The following is a 17131-nucleotide window of genomic DNA, read 5'->3' on the forward strand; positions in this document are numbered from 1 at the left end:
ATAATTAATTATTTTTTCGTTGCAGGAAAAAAGTGATCAAATATGATTAATGAATCAAAAGATGACAGCCTCGTACAGTTCCTTATTGATCAGGCCAAAGCAAAGGATATTGTTCTCGATCAAGAGAAAGCTAAGGCTGTCAATTCTGAAATTAATCAGGTGGTCAATGAGTCTAAGAAGTTCACCGATTGGCATAAAAAAAGTAGCACCCAGGCTGAATTAAAAATCCGCCTTCGCTCTGTTCTCGATAGGCATGACCTTCAAATAGTCAACGCTGTGTACGATGAAGTATTGAAGCGTGCCGGATCATCAGCCACTCCAAAGTCTTATTGGTTTGTCGGTGCATCCTATGACGGCAATGATGACCAAACCGATAGATTCCTTTCTGAAGGTCAATGGCAAAACGGTTATAAGGACAGGTACTTGGATGTTGTTCGCTCCATGCAGCCAGGCGACAAAATTGCAATTAAGTCATCCTACACCCGCAAAAAAGATCTGCCTTTTGATAGCAAGGGGCAAGCTGTATCAGTTATGGGCATTAAAGCTATTGGAGTCGTAACAAAGAATCATGGGGATGGTCAGCACGTTGATGTCGACTGGGAGCCCCGTTTAGATCCAGTGAGAGAGTGGTATTTTTTCACCAATCGAAGTACGGTCTGGCGAGTGCTACCTGGTGAGTGGAAGACTGACTCTCTCATCGATTTCACTTTCAAAGCAAGTATTCAGGATATTGATCGTTTCCGTAATGCCCCATATTGGAAGGAGCGTTACGGAGATTCGGCCAAGCCTGATGATAAGCGCTTTCTCTGGAGTCGCTTCTATGCCGCCGTTGCAGATGGGTTAATTGCGCACAAAGCGGACCACAGCAAGCTGATCACTTTTGTCACCCAGTTGGCTGATCGTTTTGACCTTTCCTATATAAAAGACAAACACCTGGACGACATCGATCCGTTCACGGTCATGGGCTTGTTTAATCGAGGCATTACCGATGACAACCGAAAATCGATCGCAAAAGAACTTGCCGACTTTTTGGGCGTAGACGAATCCGTTCCCAGTTCTTTTGAAGGGATTCCAATTCTGAATAATCAGAAGTCATGGTTCTTTGGCTTTGAGGAAAAGCGCGATCCTGACGATATTGCATCACTCTGGGGTTTCTTTGAGAAGGCTCTACAATTTTCAGATAGTGATGGTTCAAATGCCAGAACAGATTTTAGTGCTGATTATGACAAGGTAGCTGGCCAATATGGTGTTGGCTGGAACCTTACCATGGCGCTGTACTGGATACGCCCGTGGAATTTTCTCACACTGGATGGCCAATCACAGCTTTATATTACTAAGAAGCTGGGCATCGATATCGGGAAAAATGGACCGAAAGGTCGGTGCAATGCGCTTGATTATTTGAAGGTATTGGATGAGCTGGAGCTGCGTTTTCAGGAAGAGGCTTACCCTGTTCACTCATTCCCGGAACTTTCGTTAGCCGCGTGGCTATACAAGGATGGCGAAACATTTGCCCATCCAAATGCCACCGATCCTGATCTGCCAGGCGAAATAGCCGAGGATGAGGGAGAATCTGAGGTTACAGCGGCACCTATCGAACCGTATCTCGTCGATGACATCATTGCAGAAGGGGCATTCCTAGACAGAGAAATGCTCACTGACATTCTCGAACGCCTGCGCACCAAGAAAAACCTGATCCTCCAAGGGCCGCCTGGAACTGGAAAGACTTGGCTAGCTAAACGCCTTGCCTTTGCGCTTATGGGGCAAAAAAACGATAGCAAGCTTCGAGCAGTTCAATTTCACCCCAATCTGACTTACGAAGATTTTGTGCGTGGTTGGCGACCATCTGGTGATGGGAAACTTACTCTAGTCGATGGTCCATTCCTGGAAATGATCAACGACGCAAAGAAAGACGCTACGACCAAGTATGTTGTGGTTATCGAAGAGATAAACAGAGGAAACCCCGCTCAGATATTCGGTGAAATGCTGACACTGTTGGAGGCCGACAAGAGGACGCCTAATGAGGCTCTGGAACTGAGCTATCGACGTAGTGATAGCGAGCGAGTCTTTGTGCCCGACAACCTCTACGTGATCGGCACGATGAATATTGCTGACCGTTCTTTGGCTCTGGTCGACCTGGCTTTACGCCGCCGATTTGCTTATATCGATCTTAGACCAACCTTCGGGGAACCCTGGCGAAATTGGGTGCACACTAAGGCTGGGGTTGACATGGATATTCTTAAACAAATTGAGCAACGGCTGTTACATTTGAATAGTGAGATAGAGAACGACAAGAACCTTGGTGCTCAATTCAGGGTTGGCCACAGTTACGTCACGCCTGCTTTCAGCAACAAGATTACCGATGCGATTAAATGGTACAAAAGCGTGGTGGCAACAGAAATTGGTCCATTGCTGGATGAATACTGGTTTGACGACTTGGATCGTGCTCAGAAAGCCCGCAATGCACTCATTGAAGATATGTAATGAGAACTACTGTCGCGTTACAAACCGCACCAGAAGAGCATGCCCGGTTAATTGGGAAAATACCGGTCCGCAATTTATGGCTGTTGATGCTGTATGCATCGGGCTTATACCGCCAGATCGGCACCGCGAAAATAGCAGTAGAAGACAACCCTGAGGAGATTGCGGATCTGGTGGCTGAAATCTTGTGCCATCAAGTTGAACGACGTTTAATGCGTAACCTGAGCAATGGATACCAACAAAAAGTTGCGGTCGTTGGTCGGGTTAGAGGAAGAATCGACACGCTGTACACAGAGCGCCACCGTCTCATGGATAAAGGTAAGGTGTGCTGCAGTTTCGAAGAGTTGGCCGTAGACACGCCAAGAAACCGTTATGTGCGTGCAGCGTTGGAAAAGCTGCCTTTGTTAGTCAATAACAACAATCTTGGGCATAGGTGTCGAACACTGGCATTAAGCCTGGCGCGTCTGGGTGTGCACAACGACAAGCCTGCCGGGTACAACGGGAACAGTGAACGCTTTGGCCGCCACGATGCCGAAGATCAAAAAATGGTGGCGGCGGCTGACTTGGCATTTTCATTGGCTCTGCCCACTGAGTTTTCCGGTCGACATCATCTTGCTATGCCGGATAAAAATAAGGAATGGCTTAGAAAGCTGTTTGAGAAAGGTATTGCCGGATTCTACGCAGTAGCGTTGGACAAGTCAGAGTGGCGCGTACAGGCTGGCAAGCAATTTAACTGGCAGATTGTAGATAAGACCGATGGAATTGATTCAATCCTCCCCAGCATGAAGACTGACATCATTATTGACAGTAAAAGAACTTGTGAGCGTCTGGTTATTGATACCAAGTTTAACTCTGTGACAACCCAGGGCTGGCATCGTGAAGAGACATTGAGAAGTGGATATATCTATCAGATGTATACCTATCTGCGAAGCCAAGAAGTTGATAGCGACCCAACCTCTTTATCAGCGAGCGGCATGCTTCTTCATCCATCGGTTGATCGAGAGGTAAATGAGTTTGTGACAATACAGGGTCATTCCATTCGGTTTTGCACTGTCAATCTTGGTCACGATGCAACGATAATAAGAGAGCAGTTACTGGGATTACTTTCAGAAAGTTTTAAAGGGAAATCTCATGGTTACATTTGATCAGTTAATGCTGCCGTTAATGAAAGCGCTCGTTAATTTAGGTGGTTCAGGCAGCATTGATGAGATCTATGAGGCGGTAGTCGATCTGGAGAAGTTCGATGAAGAAACGCGGGCCATTTTGCACAACCCTGAAAAAAGTAGCCAAACAGAGATTGGCTATCGATTAGCTTGGGCTAGAACCTACCTGAAGAAGGCTGGTTATCTTGAGAATTCGTCACGCGGTGTCTGGGCGCTTACGGATAAAGCGAAGCAAGCGCCTGAAATTGATAGCCGCGAGATCGTGAATTATGTCCGATCTCTGGATAGGAAGGGAAATAAAAGCAGCACTGACCCAGCCGACCCAGCTACATCAGTGGATGACTCCCCCGAGGAAGCACTTGCCTGGCGCGAACACTTGCATCATGTTCTGGTTGAAGAAATGAGTCCTGATGCCTTTGAGCGGCTTACACAGCGTATGCTGAGAGAGTCAGGGTTTGTACACGTCGAAGTCACTGGCCGTACCGGTGATGGAGGTATCGATGGCAAAGGCATCGCCAGAATCAATGGTTTGATGAGTTTCCATATCGCCTTTCAATGCAAGAAATACAAAGGCTCAGTGGGCGCGCCAGAGATTCGAGACTTCCGTGGCGCCATTGTCGGTCGTGCTGACAGGGGAATGTTCATCACAACTGGAAATTTTACTAAAGCGGCTATTGAAGAAGCTAACCGTGACGGCGCCGCCCCCATTGATCTTGTGGATGGCGACCAACTCGCGGACAAATTGAAAGAGCTAGCGCTTGGTGTGAAGACAGAGCTTGTTGAAAGGGTCACCGTTGAGCCGGATTGGTTTTTAAGCTTGTAATTTGAAAGGCTACTCCGCTAACTTTTCGACTTCATCTTGAACAGAACCCACAATAGCATAACAATATTCGAAGTTAGGGCACTGGACTTTGATGGATTAAAGAGTTCTTGTCGTATCCTTAAAGTTATTGCATCTTAAATCATGCGATTATTAAGCTATTAGAAATAGGGTCGCGGCGAATCATGATAGTAATCACTTTTGAATCAGGTGTATCGACCGGGGCGCTCAGTTGTGCGCGAATATATCCTGAATATTGATAGGAGGCTTTCGATACCTTGGGAAAAGCGTAATTATGACGTATGCGACTTGGGCCAACTGGGACCACTTTGAATTCTCCCCAAAGTTTACTCATCTCGGATAGAGTAACATCTAGCTTAGGAGACAAGTGGAGTTCTAAATATTCTACCCTTGAGGGATTTTTCTCTGTGCGGAATGATATGCTACCAGAGTCAAAATTGATGTTGGCGGGTTTAAAGTTAGCGCTGCCTAAAGATATGAACTCCTCTCTCATTTCTATGGATATTAGCGCTAAAAACTCGTGGGAGCTGTATTTGCCCATAAGATATTGGTCTACAATTTCCTCTATTTCTCTTAATATGCACATATTGAGCTACCCTGATAGTATATTTAGATGATAAACAGGTGAGTCAACTTACCAAAGTTTGCGTACTTTTGCGCCTGTAGCCCATGCGTCAGATTCTTCTGGAAAGTTTTGATATCGTTTACGATAACTCATCCTGGCTTTAGGTCAATGTCATCAACTTAAGACCAAGAATATAGCTCAAAGCGGTTGAAGGCAGCGGCAAGATGCGCTTCTACTTACAATCTCGGGCGACCATGGTTCCTGATGATCTGAATAATAAGCGTGTTTCTCAGCCGGTTCCCCTTGGGGCTGGACTAAAGGGTATTTGAAGGCTTGGCTGCATGATTTCAAACACTGAATATTTCTTCAGCCAGTTCAACTATTTTTTCTTTTATATCGAATATTTCTTCTTGCTCTTTTTCAGAGTACAGCGAGTATGCTCTTTCAAATGGAGTCGATATATCTATAAACACCATGGCGAGCTCTTTGGGTACGAACCTGCTATTTTTATATATGTCCGTTAAATATTCCATGGCCTCAAACAGCTTTGTGACAAGCTCTCGGTCAATGCCTTCCCTTAGATTCAACTTAACAGGGATGCTGTCCTCAGCATAAAGACAGGCTTTGATGGTTTCTATGGCTTCATTCTCAGTCATATCAAGCCGAGTTAACTAAAAGTTGCCTTTGTGACTAGCGCTATCCTGGTTAAACACTATGCTTAGCCACCGGACTCGCAGAGTACAGTAGGCTAATGGCTACACACCAAATAAAGCGCCTCCGATACAACGCTCTTTTTGCCAGTAGCCTATGTCGCGATCTTGCCAAGCTTATAAAAAGCTAAATCGGTAAAACCCTTGGCTTGTAGATGTTGTTTCACACTTTCATGCGCTATCAGCATGTTGGTGGACTCCGCCAGGCGAAAAAAGTTGTGCCCGTTGGTTCTTTCTGGGTCAACAACCAAGCGCTCAAAGTCCACATCGTGCAAAGCTGAATTGGTAGGGTCATGTGCTGTGACAATAGACCTTTCCATATCTGCGGCAGAGACCAAGCTAACAATATTCACCACTTTGTAGTGTGTATAGACTTGGTCGCTGTCGGGGTCAATTAGCTCAAGATCGTAAACATCAAGGCTATCAACCCCACACTCTCGTAGTGCGGCAATCAGCTCGTCACTGAAAACTGGAGCTGCTGCGCGAAAAAAAGAAGGCATATGATGTGAATCATCTGCAGAGTGCGGGTTGTATGGGCTAAGTGTGAACCTCAAAGGATTAGGAGGAGGCACGGTAAGCGCCATCCCTATTCTCCAGTAGAACCAGTCTACTCCAGGAATGTCTCCTAGCCTCTTCTGTATCCATCTACCGATGCAATCACGATCGAATGCGTAATACATTTGCTAATTCCAATAAGCTCGCATCCTATAGAGCAACCTTACTAGGTTCATAGAATGCAAGATCGGTAAAACCTTTAGCCAGCAAGTGCTGCTTAACCTTTTCGTGAACGATAAGTGCGTTAGTTGACTCAGCTAATCGGAAAAAGTAGTGCCCACCAGCTTTTGCTGGATCGATGACTAAGCTATCAAAATCCACATCATAAAGAGGTGAACTACCTGAGTCGTGAACTATCGCAGCTGATTTTTGCATGTCGGCCGCAGAAATAAGGCCAATGATATTTACAACCTTATAGTTAGAATAAACTGCTCCATTATCCGGGTCTGAAATCTCAGCGTTATAGGTTTCTAAATTGTTGATTCCACATTCCTCAAGGGCTGAAATAAGGTCATCGCGAAAAATAGGCGCCGCAGCTTGGAGGTAGGATGGCATGTGCAGGGAGTCATCCTCCGAATACGGATTGAAACTCTCAAGCGAAAATTTGAGTGGGTCTAGTGGAACGTGAGAAAGCTTTGCTCCCCTGCGCCAGTAATACCAGTCAACGTCGATAATGTCGCCATCTGGGTCCTCGATCCACCGTCCTGGACAGCTTCGATCAAGTATGTAATACATTTATCACCAACCTTTGTAGTGGCTTACAGAGCAGCTTTGCCAGAAGGATAAAAAGCAAGATCGGTAAATCCCTTAGCCAGCAGGTGCTGCCTAACCTTGTCGTGAACGATAAGTGCGTTGGTCGACTCGGCTAGCCGGAAAAAGTACTTTCCTCCAGCCTTTGATGGGTCAATAACCAAGCTATCAAAGTCCACATCATAAATATCGGAGCCGTGAACTATTGCATCCGATTTTTGGATGTCGGCTGCAGAAATAAGACCAATGATATTTACAACCTTATAGTTAGAATATACTGCTCCATTATCCGGGTCTGTAATCTCAGTATTATAAGTTTCTAAATTATCGACACCACATTCCTCCAGCGCTTCAATTAGGTCATCTCTAAAAATAGGGGCGGATGCATCCAGGAATGATGGTAGGTATGGCGAATGATCCCATGCATGTGGGCTGCATGGTTTCAAAGCAAACTTTAAGGGATTTGGCGGTGGGCTTGTAAGGACAGCTCCTTTTCTCCATGAAGACCACTTAATACCGGGGATATCGCCTCTGGGCTGATCAATCCACCTGCCTTTACAGTTTCTGTCAAAGACGTAGTACATCCCCTTGCTCCCAGAGTTAGCCATTTTTCACGTCACCATACTCTGAAAGTATATGAAGGAAGAGCTGCCAACGATGATATGAGTCCCCACCAATATTACGCCAACTTTTCCTCCTAACGGAGGATGATAATAAGTTGGCGTGGTTACTGAGTCGGGCTGACTTTCAAAGGCTCAAGTTCACAAGCTACACACCAAATAAAGTGCCTTCGATACAGTATTTAGGCAGGTAGTCAGACTCGACAGTCAAATCGTTTCCTGCATCAAACCATTGTACAGCCATCCCCAGGAGTTCCATTGGGATAAAGCTTTGAACAGGGGCTACGTCTTCTTCACATCGCGCCTCAAAGAATTCGATAAGAGCTTTGAGGTTTTTCTCTAAGACTTCATTAAAATCCAGGCCAAGATTGGTTGCCAAGGCCAGCAATAGCTCAATCTTACCCATAGTTATATCCAGTGCTTTATCACTTCCTTCTGCAACGGCCAGCTCTGACGCCTTATTAATCAGCGGAACAAAATCATCGCGTCTGAAATGAAAACTCTGCAAAGCCTCCACTAAAACATACTCTGCTTCAATACTTTTTGTTGCGCTTGAGCGCAACAGACTTAAGGGGAAAGAAGCTAAGCTATTCATACTTTCTCTATCGCGCGCGACTACTGCGGTGAAGTAAGCTTCTTGCCAGCGTTCAGGAAAAATTCTGCCATTTTCTACAATGCCTGCACCATTGAGCTGCGCTTCCCCACAACCTGATAGTGATATATCAATAGTGGTGTCTGGATTTTGCGCTAAGGTAAAATAAGCAGCATATGCCTTTGCTGAGAGCTTGATGGCTTCAGCCCCGGCTTGATCATATGAACTATTGTCCAGTAGGGTTATTTCCCGTGCTTTCGCCAAAGACTCTTGAGCAACGCTAAGTACATTGTCGCTCTTCCTATATAAATTCTTACACCCATTTCTCATCAACCGATCAGCGCCGTCAATGTATTCAATAACCCAATCTTGGCGCATAGTAGCTTGTCTTTTGTTTTTAATCATAATTCCCACTTAAATATCATTATCTAGAATAGATTTAAGCTTTAATTTATCTATTTGATACTCAGAAACCTTTACACTATCCACGGCGGATGGGTCATTCTCAATAGGGGTTTGCACTCTAAGATAACGAATGGATTTGTCATCCTGAGAAGCAAACTTTATTGCTCGTGCGGCATAGACTTCTTTCCTTATTGCGCTATTCTTTTCATCAGAAAAGTTTGATGACACGCGCTTATCCGCCATACTCTGAGTTACATTAGCAGCATACTCCGTAGTCCCTTGCTCGTAGTCAATACCGTTGATGTTCCGAGTACCGGTTGTTCCGCCTGCGCCCTTGGCTTCGATGATAATGATTTCACCCGCATCGTTCTGGTAAACCATGTCGAAATTCCCTGAGAGCGAGGGCGCGTTTTCGATATCCTCTGGGTGGATACGCTTGAAATCCGGGAATTCTTTTTGGACATGGACATCGGCGTATAGCTCGCCAATTTTCCCTGAAACGGCAGCGACATTTTTGCTGTTGTATTCGGTCATATCCCAGTCGGAAGGCTTTAAGTCTTCGACTTTCTTACCAAGCTTCTTCGCGGCTTCTTCCTTGAGCGCTTTTCTTTCATCTCGTAGCGTGTCGCGTTCGGCTAGGAGTGCATTAAGGCTTGCAGCGTATGGATGATTGTCCGGCAAGCTCATGTCGTAGGTCGTAATCTCTGTGGAGACGGCCTTGATCGCGTTCTTTTCAACAGAGCAGATTTCCTTTCCGTTGGCCTTCGCCTTGTCTATGGGCTCTCCATCAACAACCACCGCATGTACGAACTCTTCCGATGACAATTGCTTTTTAGCTGGGTACTTAACTGCATTTTTCCGGGTTAGAGTGATCTTATCTTCATCAAGATCAATATCGTCGTCGGTAAAGGTATACTCCGGTCGACTACTTTCACCGGTTTTCAGCAGTACCGTCGTGGGGCTGTTCTCGGTTGGCTTGCCATCCTCCAATACTTTCTTGACCGCAGACTTGTGATCATCTGAAAGCGCCGACATATGCGGCTCAATGAATTTGTCCACCTTGCTCGTCTGTGCGCCGGACTGAGGACAATTGCCCGCCAGGGAGCTTACATGCAGGTCATCCGCGCCATTTAGGCTGTTATCAGTCATGCTTCCAACTTCCCATCCATCATGGACTGTCGCCCACTGTAGTAGTAAAGAGCCTCTAATCTAAGGCTGATATTCCCCAGCTCGGAATTCTCCAGATAGTCCGTTCTAATCCATTTCTGGCTATCGTCCTGGAGGAAGCCCCAACCAAACAGGATACAAGCGTTAATAAAGTGATAGGCGTCTTGCCGGCTTTTAGCGCCAAGTTGATGCATCTGGGAAATGGCGGCATCAACGAGCCTGAACAGCTGGTCTGGCGCAATAGATTTAAGTCGGTCGGGATACTTTTCTAGAAATGTTGTCGCCATCTTTCGCACGAACTCTCGACGGACAGCGTGTGTAAACTGCTCACACTGATCCTGGCGTATTTTGAGAAGATTATCTGTTGTCCCAGAGCCTGGCTGTTCTGTCGGGTCGTAGACGCTTACGTGTGAGTCTGAACCGTCAACATTTCTCGAAATAAACTGCAGCTTTCCCTGTTTACGCTGAAATATGCTGATCTTTTCTGGCGTGTCGCCCTCCATCCAGAAAACGCCGGTGTCGCCCAAAATGCGATTGAGTTGCGCCGAGTCGCAGAGTGGCAGCAACACTCTCATATAGCGTGGGTCGCAATAGCGAAAGTACCAGTTCTCGTTATTAGGGCCGCGAACTTTTGCAAGACGACGGAAGTGCTGAACAAGTTCCGTCATGGGTTTATTGCTGGCTAAAAAAATACACCAGCTGTTGCCCCAGCCTTCCTGAAATAACCAATGGGTGAACTGATCACTGCCTAACTCGACGATGTGGGGAGACGCGGCCTTTAATGTCTCTCCAATACCGTGCCAAAAGAGCGTCGAACTGTCGCAGGAGCTTTTGGTTATTTGCGGATAAATGCGCTCGTCAATAGCGCAGTCGACTAACGCGTAGTAGTGACGAAAGCCGGGGCAATGTTCTTTGAAACGCTGCAAGCTAGAGGTGTCCAACATAAAACTATCCTATCCCGCGCCTCTCACAAGATAAATGAGTGGCCATAGCAAATCTCTTGAGTAAACAGAAATCAGAATTTTTGATTATCGTCGTCGTCCCCAAACATCAAGTGAGCCATTGCTATGGGGTCATAATCAGGATCGAATTTATGCACCTTCTTAGGCACGATGACAGGAGATTTTAAATAATCGTCTTCTCCCATTTCTTTTAGCCATGCATTCCATTCGTGCGAGCTGATCTTAAAGTCGACATCGCTAGCTTCAAAAAGGTCCTCATGAACCCGAGCTAAATCCTTATCAATCTCTGGGAGGACGAAATCTATCGATACCAGATAATCAATAAACTTCCTGGGTAATAACAGGTCGTGCTTCTCAACATAGTGATAAAGGCCCTCGGGCCAAATCCACTTGCCGTCGGTCATATCAGCGCAGCCAAGCGCGTTCGTTTCTGAGTCTTCACATTCAAAACGGCACCTGGCATAGCCTAAAAATGACATGCCACGAATTCCCCTTTTCAAATAATCAATCACTTTGGCTTTCACGTCTGAATTAAGTTCGCCACATAGATACGTAGGGGTAACTCCGTCCTCGTAACGATCAGACCAGAACCCAATTGCCTCTAAAGTGAATGTTTTCATGATTCTCTCTCCGGAAAGAAAACAGTGCCGCCTTGGCCTTTAGGATAATATAAAGCCCTTTGCTGTTCTGCAGTTAAGTCCTCGGGCTTAAGATGCGCCCCCTCTTTTTTAAAGAACTCGGTAGCCTTTTTCTCATCGACGACGCGTACGTCACCATTTGATTGCACAGCCATACGTCCTCCTCCTGCAAAAACAGGAACGCCTGCTGCATTGGCCAACACTTGGCGTGCGCTTCCTGGAACTTGACAACATGCGAGAACCTCAATCCTATCGGGAGAAATTCCATACTTCTTAAGGTAATCAGCTAATCCTTGACCTGAAAAAGGTCCTATCGTCTGACCTGTACCATGAGCTATAACTGTTAGAGTTTTAACGTTTCTGAAATGCTGCAAATTCTGAGGCGTTATCTGTGGAACCTTGCGCGCATTTACTATCCGGCGAACATTCTCGTTAACCTCTGCATCATGAGGCTGCAAGTTCAAGACGGCGTTGTTAAACCGATCCTCCATAATGTCATAGTTTGCCGGTACGGCATCTGGACAATCTCCAGGCTTAGCCGTCAAGCCAAATGGGTCAACCCAGCTTGTCGGATTGGGTACATATAGATAATTGTTGGTTCCTCCAACCAGTCCAACCGGGTCTTGGTTGATGAACCTCGCGCTGCCAGGGTCGTAATATCTATGGCGGTTATAGTGCAGTCCCGTCTCGTCATCGAAATACTGGCCTTGGAAACGCAGCGAGTTTTCAACCTCTTCGGTTTCTTTTAGCGCCAGGTTGCCATAAGCCTTGTAACGCACAGACCAAACGATTTTGCCTTTGGCGTCCGTCATTTCCTGCGGTGTACCGAGGTGATCGAGGTGATAGTGGTAGACTTTTTGATCTTGAATAAAGGCTAGCGGTCTAAACGAGTTCGGCTCGTAAACGTAGATTTTGCTCAGATGCTTACGTTGCTCGGATAGAAGAACGTCGCCATTCCATAGGAACACCGTTTTCCCAAAAGCATCCTGCTTACTGACGCGACGACCGAGAGCGTCATACTTGTACTCAGTTCTTTGCCCATCTTTCTCTACAGCAACCAGTTGATTTTGTTTGTTGTAGAAGTAGCGCGTCTCAAGTTTTCCGCCTTTTCCACGCTTCTCCCTGATGAGGTTTCCTGCTTCGTCATACTCAAAGTGGCGATCGCCATGGAAGTTGAGACGGTTGCCTTTGGCTTGATTAGCGCCCTCCAGGATGTTGCCTGCTGGGTCGAATGCAAACTCCTCGTTACAATAACTCTCGACGGCTTTCAAACGATCCAGAGCGTCGTAATGGTAGTGCGTCGCTCCCTTTTTGAAATCGTCAATCAGAGCCAAGTTACCGCCAACGTCGTAACTGTAGCGACGCTCAATGATGCGTTCTTTGGTCTGGCGACTACTTACTTGATGACGGACCAGGCGACCCATGACGTCATATTCATAGCGAGACTCGACAGCGCCCTGTTGTCTTCGCATCTCACGGCCTTCCTGGTCGCGCTGAACCTTGGCGAGCAACTCGCCATTGAAGCTTGCGCGATTAAACAAACCATTTGATTCGTACCCAAATTCCAGTCGGCGCCCATCAGGCAAAGTTGTTTGGGTGCGGTGACCAAGCGCATCATACTGATGGCGAAGGACAGCGTAGTCCTGCCGTTCCTCGACTAGCTGTCCTAACGTGTTGTAGCCAAATTGAACGCTGCGATTAGAGTTTGCTGCTTTGATTAACTGACCGTTGGCGTCATAGCCAAAGCGGGTGACCTCACCATCAGGGCTGTGTTTTTCCAGCAGACGCCCCATGCGGTCGCGTTTAAAGAGGGTGGTCTGCGCCTGTTCGTTAGAGTGCAAGCCCTCGATATGAGCCTTCAAATATCCGGCAGGGTCATACTGATATTGCTGCACACGCCCATCGAACCCAACTTCGCGGATCAGGCGCTCATTACGGTCATAAGCAAGCTCGTAGCGCTCGCCTTTTTCGTTTATCAGGCCAACCAGATTGCGTTCATTATCGTACAGGTACTCGAATACGTTTCCGGCCGGATCAATTTTTTTCCGTACCTGCGATAAACCATCGTAGACATATTCAGTAGTGCGTCCGGCGCCATCAATGAAGTGCGTCAGCTGATCATTGGCGTTATACCGCAGTCGAACTACAGAGCCGTCTGGTTGTTTGACCTCTGTGATATTTCCGTTCAGGTCATATTTGTAGGCGGTAACCTCACCTTCTGACGTCGAGGCGACGCTAATATCGCCGTTGTCGTTGTAGGTGAACGTCGTGGATTTATTGTTATTGGTTTCGCTGATCAGCTGTCCTTTCCGGTTCCAGCGATAACCTTTCTCGTTGCCGAGAGCGTCTGTGACCGTTTCGAGATTCCCTTGGTCGTTATATTTATACTGCGTTTTGTGGCCGGCAGGATCGATAAGCGCCGTCATTAATCCACGCGGGTCATACTCTCGCGTCCACTTATGCCCGAGCGCATTAGTGATGCTGATAGGTTGGGCGTCTGCGTTGTAATCGATCTTGTAAATACCGCCACTCGCATCAACCAGGGTTGTCAGCTTTCCTTGGTCGTTATAGGCGTAATGAGTACTGTGTCCGTTGGGGTTGGTTTCCTCGATGAGATTACCCGCTGCATCATATGCTCTGCGGGTGACGCCGCCCTCTGGATCAATCTCTTTTACTACTTGCCCTCGCTCGTTGTAATGGTAGGTGGTGACCCCGCCATTACTGTCGGTGGCTTGAGAAATACGGTTCTTTAAGTCCCATTCAAAGCGATAGTCATAGATGCCGTTGTCGCACCACTGACGTAAGCAGCGAGCGGATTTGTCATAGCGATTCCACTCAAAATAGACGCTGAAGCCAGTCTTGAGGGTGTGACGGGTAATCACGTGATTACGATAACCAAAGGTTTCGCTATTACCAGCAGGATCGGTTACTGCAACCAGATCTTGGGCTTCGTCATATTGATATTTAACGAGGCTATCTACGCGACCGTCGTCATGGACATTCTGGACTTCACAGATCAAACCGTATGCGTTATGCAGTAGATGCAACCGTTTGCCGCCGGAGGTGGTTACAATCGTTACCGGACGCTCATGCTCTTCTAACTCCACCCAATAGCTGACATCAATACGGTTACCCAACGAATCCAGCACAGACTCAAGTCGATATACGCCGTTATTGCCTGAGAAAGCCAGGCTGGGTTTACCCAGCTGTTTTAGCACGAAGTGGCGCTCGCCCAAGCGATGCAGCTCAAAGTGCTCCGCACTGTTTCGGACCATCTCGCCTTCTGACGGCAAAGGGAAATCGATGTAACGTCCTTCATCCGTTGTAAAGACGATACGGCCATCAATTTCTTCTAACTGCTGGCTAAGAAAGTGTGTCCAGCCATGACCTAATCCGCGCTGATTATGGTTGGAGGACTTGTACGTTCTTTTCCAAATCAGAGGGAGGGGTCCAGAGAGTTTAAAATCCAGTTGGTCTAATAACTCTTCGCCAGTGACCATACTGATGGGGTGGCCGTTTTTGCAGGAATTGACGTTATCCTGAGAGGTTTCGCCATTGTCGTTTACGCCCGTTTTATCACTGGTCGCGGGGGTATCTTCAGACTTGGGTGCGTTTGCTGGCGCGGCGGCCTTTTCACACTCCTCACAAAACGGCAGCCCTTCCTGAGCGGTATTCTTTAATGTCTGTGCTTGCGCTTCCTCATCGGGCCCTTTCGCCTGTGCTGGCGCAGAGCTTGGTGCGGCGGCGGGCGCTGCAGCAGCGGAAGCTTGATGGCTACTGGACGCTCTTTTCTCACTAGACCAGCCGGGATTGCCGGCTAATTGCGTGACCTCCATGACTTCTCCAGTCACCGCCGGGGGCGGCGGTGGGGCCGGATTGGCGCGAGCAATCAAACGCTCGGCAAGTCTCACCTCCGAACTGACAGGTACTGGACCTTCTTCGCTCTCGTTGATAACTGGACAGAAAGGCTTCTTCTTATCAGAAAAAACCAACAGTATTTCGCCGCGCTCAACGCCTCCGACAAAGTCATCCTTCCACTTGCGGAAGTGGGGAGATCCACGCCCAGGAAAAGCCCTAAACCCCGAGCGGAAGTGATAGCCGCATAAATTGCTGGCGACATCGCTGACCTTAAAGTCGTTGCTCAAGCAACGGTCGGCAAAGCTCGCTGCAAAAAAGGGAGACTCGATAAATGGAAGATCGGCGACAGTGATATCAGACCAGTGCTTAAATGCATAAGAGCGGGTGGAATACATGCAGGAAACATCCCTTGTATTACGCCTTTCCTGACCCTTAAGGCGGAGATGACGCTGAGCTAAGAAGTGTTACGTATTAGTACAATGCAAGAATATTTTACTATCCGGAGACGTCAGGATGTATAACCCTATCGGCATAGGAAGCAAGAGCCAGCTTACAATAATAGCTTGAAGGGATGATTGTAAAACACACGCCACAAAATTGTTTTACTTTGGGCTAGGGGCGGCATTGCATATAGACTCGCACAGTCAAGAATCTACCTCACAAATTGAGGAAGAAACGATTCAACAATCCGCCCCGGATATGTGCCTGAGGTAGCACGTTGCAGCTTCCTTAAAACGCCAATAGTGAGCGACAAAACCTCTCACACAAAAGTTTAGACATATTATGGCTTGAGCTTAAAGGAAGACCCTCGAGTAATGAATCTATAGTCAATGGAATATCCACTACTCCAACCACCTCAAATATACCCAGCCCCCAATTTATAAATAAGCACTATCTCTCAAACCACTTTTCAAGAAACTGAATACAGTGAGTTAACGCAGGCGGTACGTAGCGTCGCGCTGGGTATAAGGCGTACAGTGTGAGGTTGGGTTTGGTTTCATCAGCGAGAATCTCCACCACTTCACCTTTTTCTATCGCGTCGCGGCAGACAAATTCGGGAATAAAACCTATACCCTGTCCACGTTTAATAGCCTCCATCATGAAGATGGTGCTGTTAACTCTAAGTTTGCCCTCTATCGTGACGCCTTCGCCGATAGGCCACAGATTTTTACCTTGAAAGTAGCTGTACACAAAACAGTTGTGCTGACTCAAATCTGCTGCTGCGGCAATTTTAGAGTGACTTTCTAAATAGCTGGGGGCGGCACATACACGATATTCAAAGCGAGTAAGTGGCCGGCCCACGTATTGCGAGTCGAAAGGACGACTGGAAGCTCGAAAGCCCAAATCAAATCCTTGCTCCACTAAGTCCGTGTTTTCATCTCCCAAATGAATATCTAACTGAATATCTGGATAAGCTTCCATGAAGTCAGCAAAGACCAAAGATAGATCTGTCAGGCCCAATGCCATGGGCGCATTGATTTTCAACTTTCCTTTAGCGTGCTGTTGCAAGTCTTGCACGAATGAATCTGCGTCATCCAGTTGCGCCAATATGGCTCTTGCCCTTTGTAAATAACCTTGGCCCACATGGGTCAGCTCTATATTGCGGGTGGAGCGGTGAAGCAATCGCGCTCCCAGGCTTTCTTCCAGCTTGGAGATCTCCTTGCTGATCATGGACTTGGTGGTATTGGTTTGCTCAGCGACTCGCGTAAAGCTGCCGAGATCAGCCAGTCGAACAAAGAATTGAAGCGCTCTGAGTTTATCCATGGACGTTAAGCAGGTAGTTATCATTGGACCGATAGTTTCCATAACAGAAACTATCGGTTCCCA

At 47.1% G+C, this 17131-nt stretch carries 14 protein-coding genes; 3 read left to right on the forward strand and 11 right to left on the reverse strand.

What is annotated here, in order from left to right:
* The first annotated feature begins 42 nt into the window (after positions 1–42).
* The 3 genes from ACQYWX_RS05315 to ACQYWX_RS05325 are packed head-to-tail and all read left to right on the forward strand — an operon-like array spanning position 43 to position 4464.
* Positions 43–2481 carry an AAA family ATPase gene (locus ACQYWX_RS05315; RefSeq protein WP_431688120.1) on the forward strand — a complete coding sequence of 813 codons (2439 nt, stop codon included), beginning with the start codon at positions 43–45 and terminating at the stop codon, positions 2479–2481.
* Positions 2481–3623, forward strand: a complete 1143-nt coding sequence (mcrC, locus tag ACQYWX_RS05320; protein WP_431688121.1) for a 5-methylcytosine-specific restriction endonuclease system specificity protein McrC — start codon at positions 2481–2483, stop codon at positions 3621–3623. The genes ACQYWX_RS05315 and mcrC overlap by 1 nt, the downstream gene beginning before the upstream one ends.
* The gene (locus ACQYWX_RS05325; protein ID WP_431688122.1) at positions 3610–4464 is read left to right on the forward strand and encodes a restriction endonuclease; all 855 of its coding nucleotides are present in this window, start codon (positions 3610–3612) and stop codon (positions 4462–4464) included. Before mcrC ends, ACQYWX_RS05325 begins: the two co-directional genes overlap by 14 nt.
* A gap of 139 nt (positions 4465–4603) precedes the next feature.
* On the opposite strand, the gene ACQYWX_RS05330 is transcribed toward ACQYWX_RS05325, so the two are convergent.
* From ACQYWX_RS05330 to ACQYWX_RS05380, 11 genes are all read right to left on the reverse strand, one after another.
* A complete protein-coding gene (locus tag ACQYWX_RS05330) occupies positions 4604–5068 on the reverse strand; it encodes a hypothetical protein (protein ID WP_431688123.1) in 465 nt (154 codons plus the stop codon).
* Positions 5069–5394: 326 nt separating this feature from the next.
* Positions 5395–5703 carry a hypothetical protein gene (locus ACQYWX_RS05335; RefSeq protein WP_431688124.1) on the reverse strand — a complete coding sequence of 103 codons (309 nt, stop codon included), beginning with the start codon at positions 5701–5703 and terminating at the stop codon, positions 5395–5397.
* A gap of 149 nt (positions 5704–5852) precedes the next feature.
* The gene (locus tag ACQYWX_RS05340; protein ID WP_431688125.1) at positions 5853–6341 is read right to left on the reverse strand and encodes an imm11 family protein; all 489 of its coding nucleotides are present in this window, start codon (positions 6339–6341) and stop codon (positions 5853–5855) included.
* A gap of 121 nt (positions 6342–6462) precedes the next feature.
* Positions 6463–7047 carry an imm11 family protein gene (locus tag ACQYWX_RS05345; RefSeq protein ID WP_431688126.1) on the reverse strand — a complete coding sequence of 195 codons (585 nt, stop codon included), beginning with the start codon at positions 7045–7047 and terminating at the stop codon, positions 6463–6465.
* Between the two features lie 23 nt (positions 7048–7070).
* Positions 7071–7646 carry an imm11 family protein gene (locus ACQYWX_RS05350; RefSeq protein WP_431688127.1) on the reverse strand — a complete coding sequence of 192 codons (576 nt, stop codon included), beginning with the start codon at positions 7644–7646 and terminating at the stop codon, positions 7071–7073.
* A gap of 184 nt (positions 7647–7830) precedes the next feature.
* On the reverse strand, positions 7831–8679 hold the full coding sequence (locus ACQYWX_RS05355; protein ID WP_127968790.1) for an immunity 49 family protein: 849 nt from the start codon (positions 8677–8679) through the stop codon (positions 7831–7833).
* A gap of 9 nt (positions 8680–8688) precedes the next feature.
* A complete protein-coding gene (locus tag ACQYWX_RS05360; RefSeq protein ID WP_431688128.1) occupies positions 8689–9828 on the reverse strand; it encodes a hypothetical protein in 1140 nt (379 codons plus the stop codon).
* Positions 9825–10790, reverse strand: a complete 966-nt coding sequence (locus tag ACQYWX_RS05365; RefSeq protein WP_431688129.1) for a DUF4123 domain-containing protein — start codon at positions 10788–10790, stop codon at positions 9825–9827. Before ACQYWX_RS05365 ends, ACQYWX_RS05360 begins: the two co-directional genes overlap by 4 nt.
* A 71-nt stretch (positions 10791–10861) precedes the next feature.
* Positions 10862–11428: a hypothetical protein gene (locus ACQYWX_RS05370; protein WP_431688130.1), complete on the reverse strand. Its 567-nt coding sequence runs from the start codon at positions 11426–11428 to the stop codon at positions 10862–10864.
* A complete protein-coding gene (locus tag ACQYWX_RS05375; RefSeq protein ID WP_431688131.1) occupies positions 11425–15699 on the reverse strand; it encodes an RHS repeat-associated core domain-containing protein in 4275 nt (1424 codons plus the stop codon). Before ACQYWX_RS05375 ends, ACQYWX_RS05370 begins: the two co-directional genes overlap by 4 nt.
* A 496-nt stretch (positions 15700–16195) precedes the next feature.
* Positions 16196–17068, reverse strand: coding sequence for a LysR family transcriptional regulator (locus ACQYWX_RS05380; RefSeq protein WP_431688132.1), 873 nt, complete (start codon positions 17066–17068; stop codon positions 16196–16198).
* Positions 17069–17131: the final 63 nt, after the last annotated feature.

Source organism: Hahella sp. NBU794 (assembly GCF_050749805.1).
Classification (GTDB): Bacteria; Pseudomonadota; Gammaproteobacteria; order Pseudomonadales; family Oleiphilaceae; genus Hahella.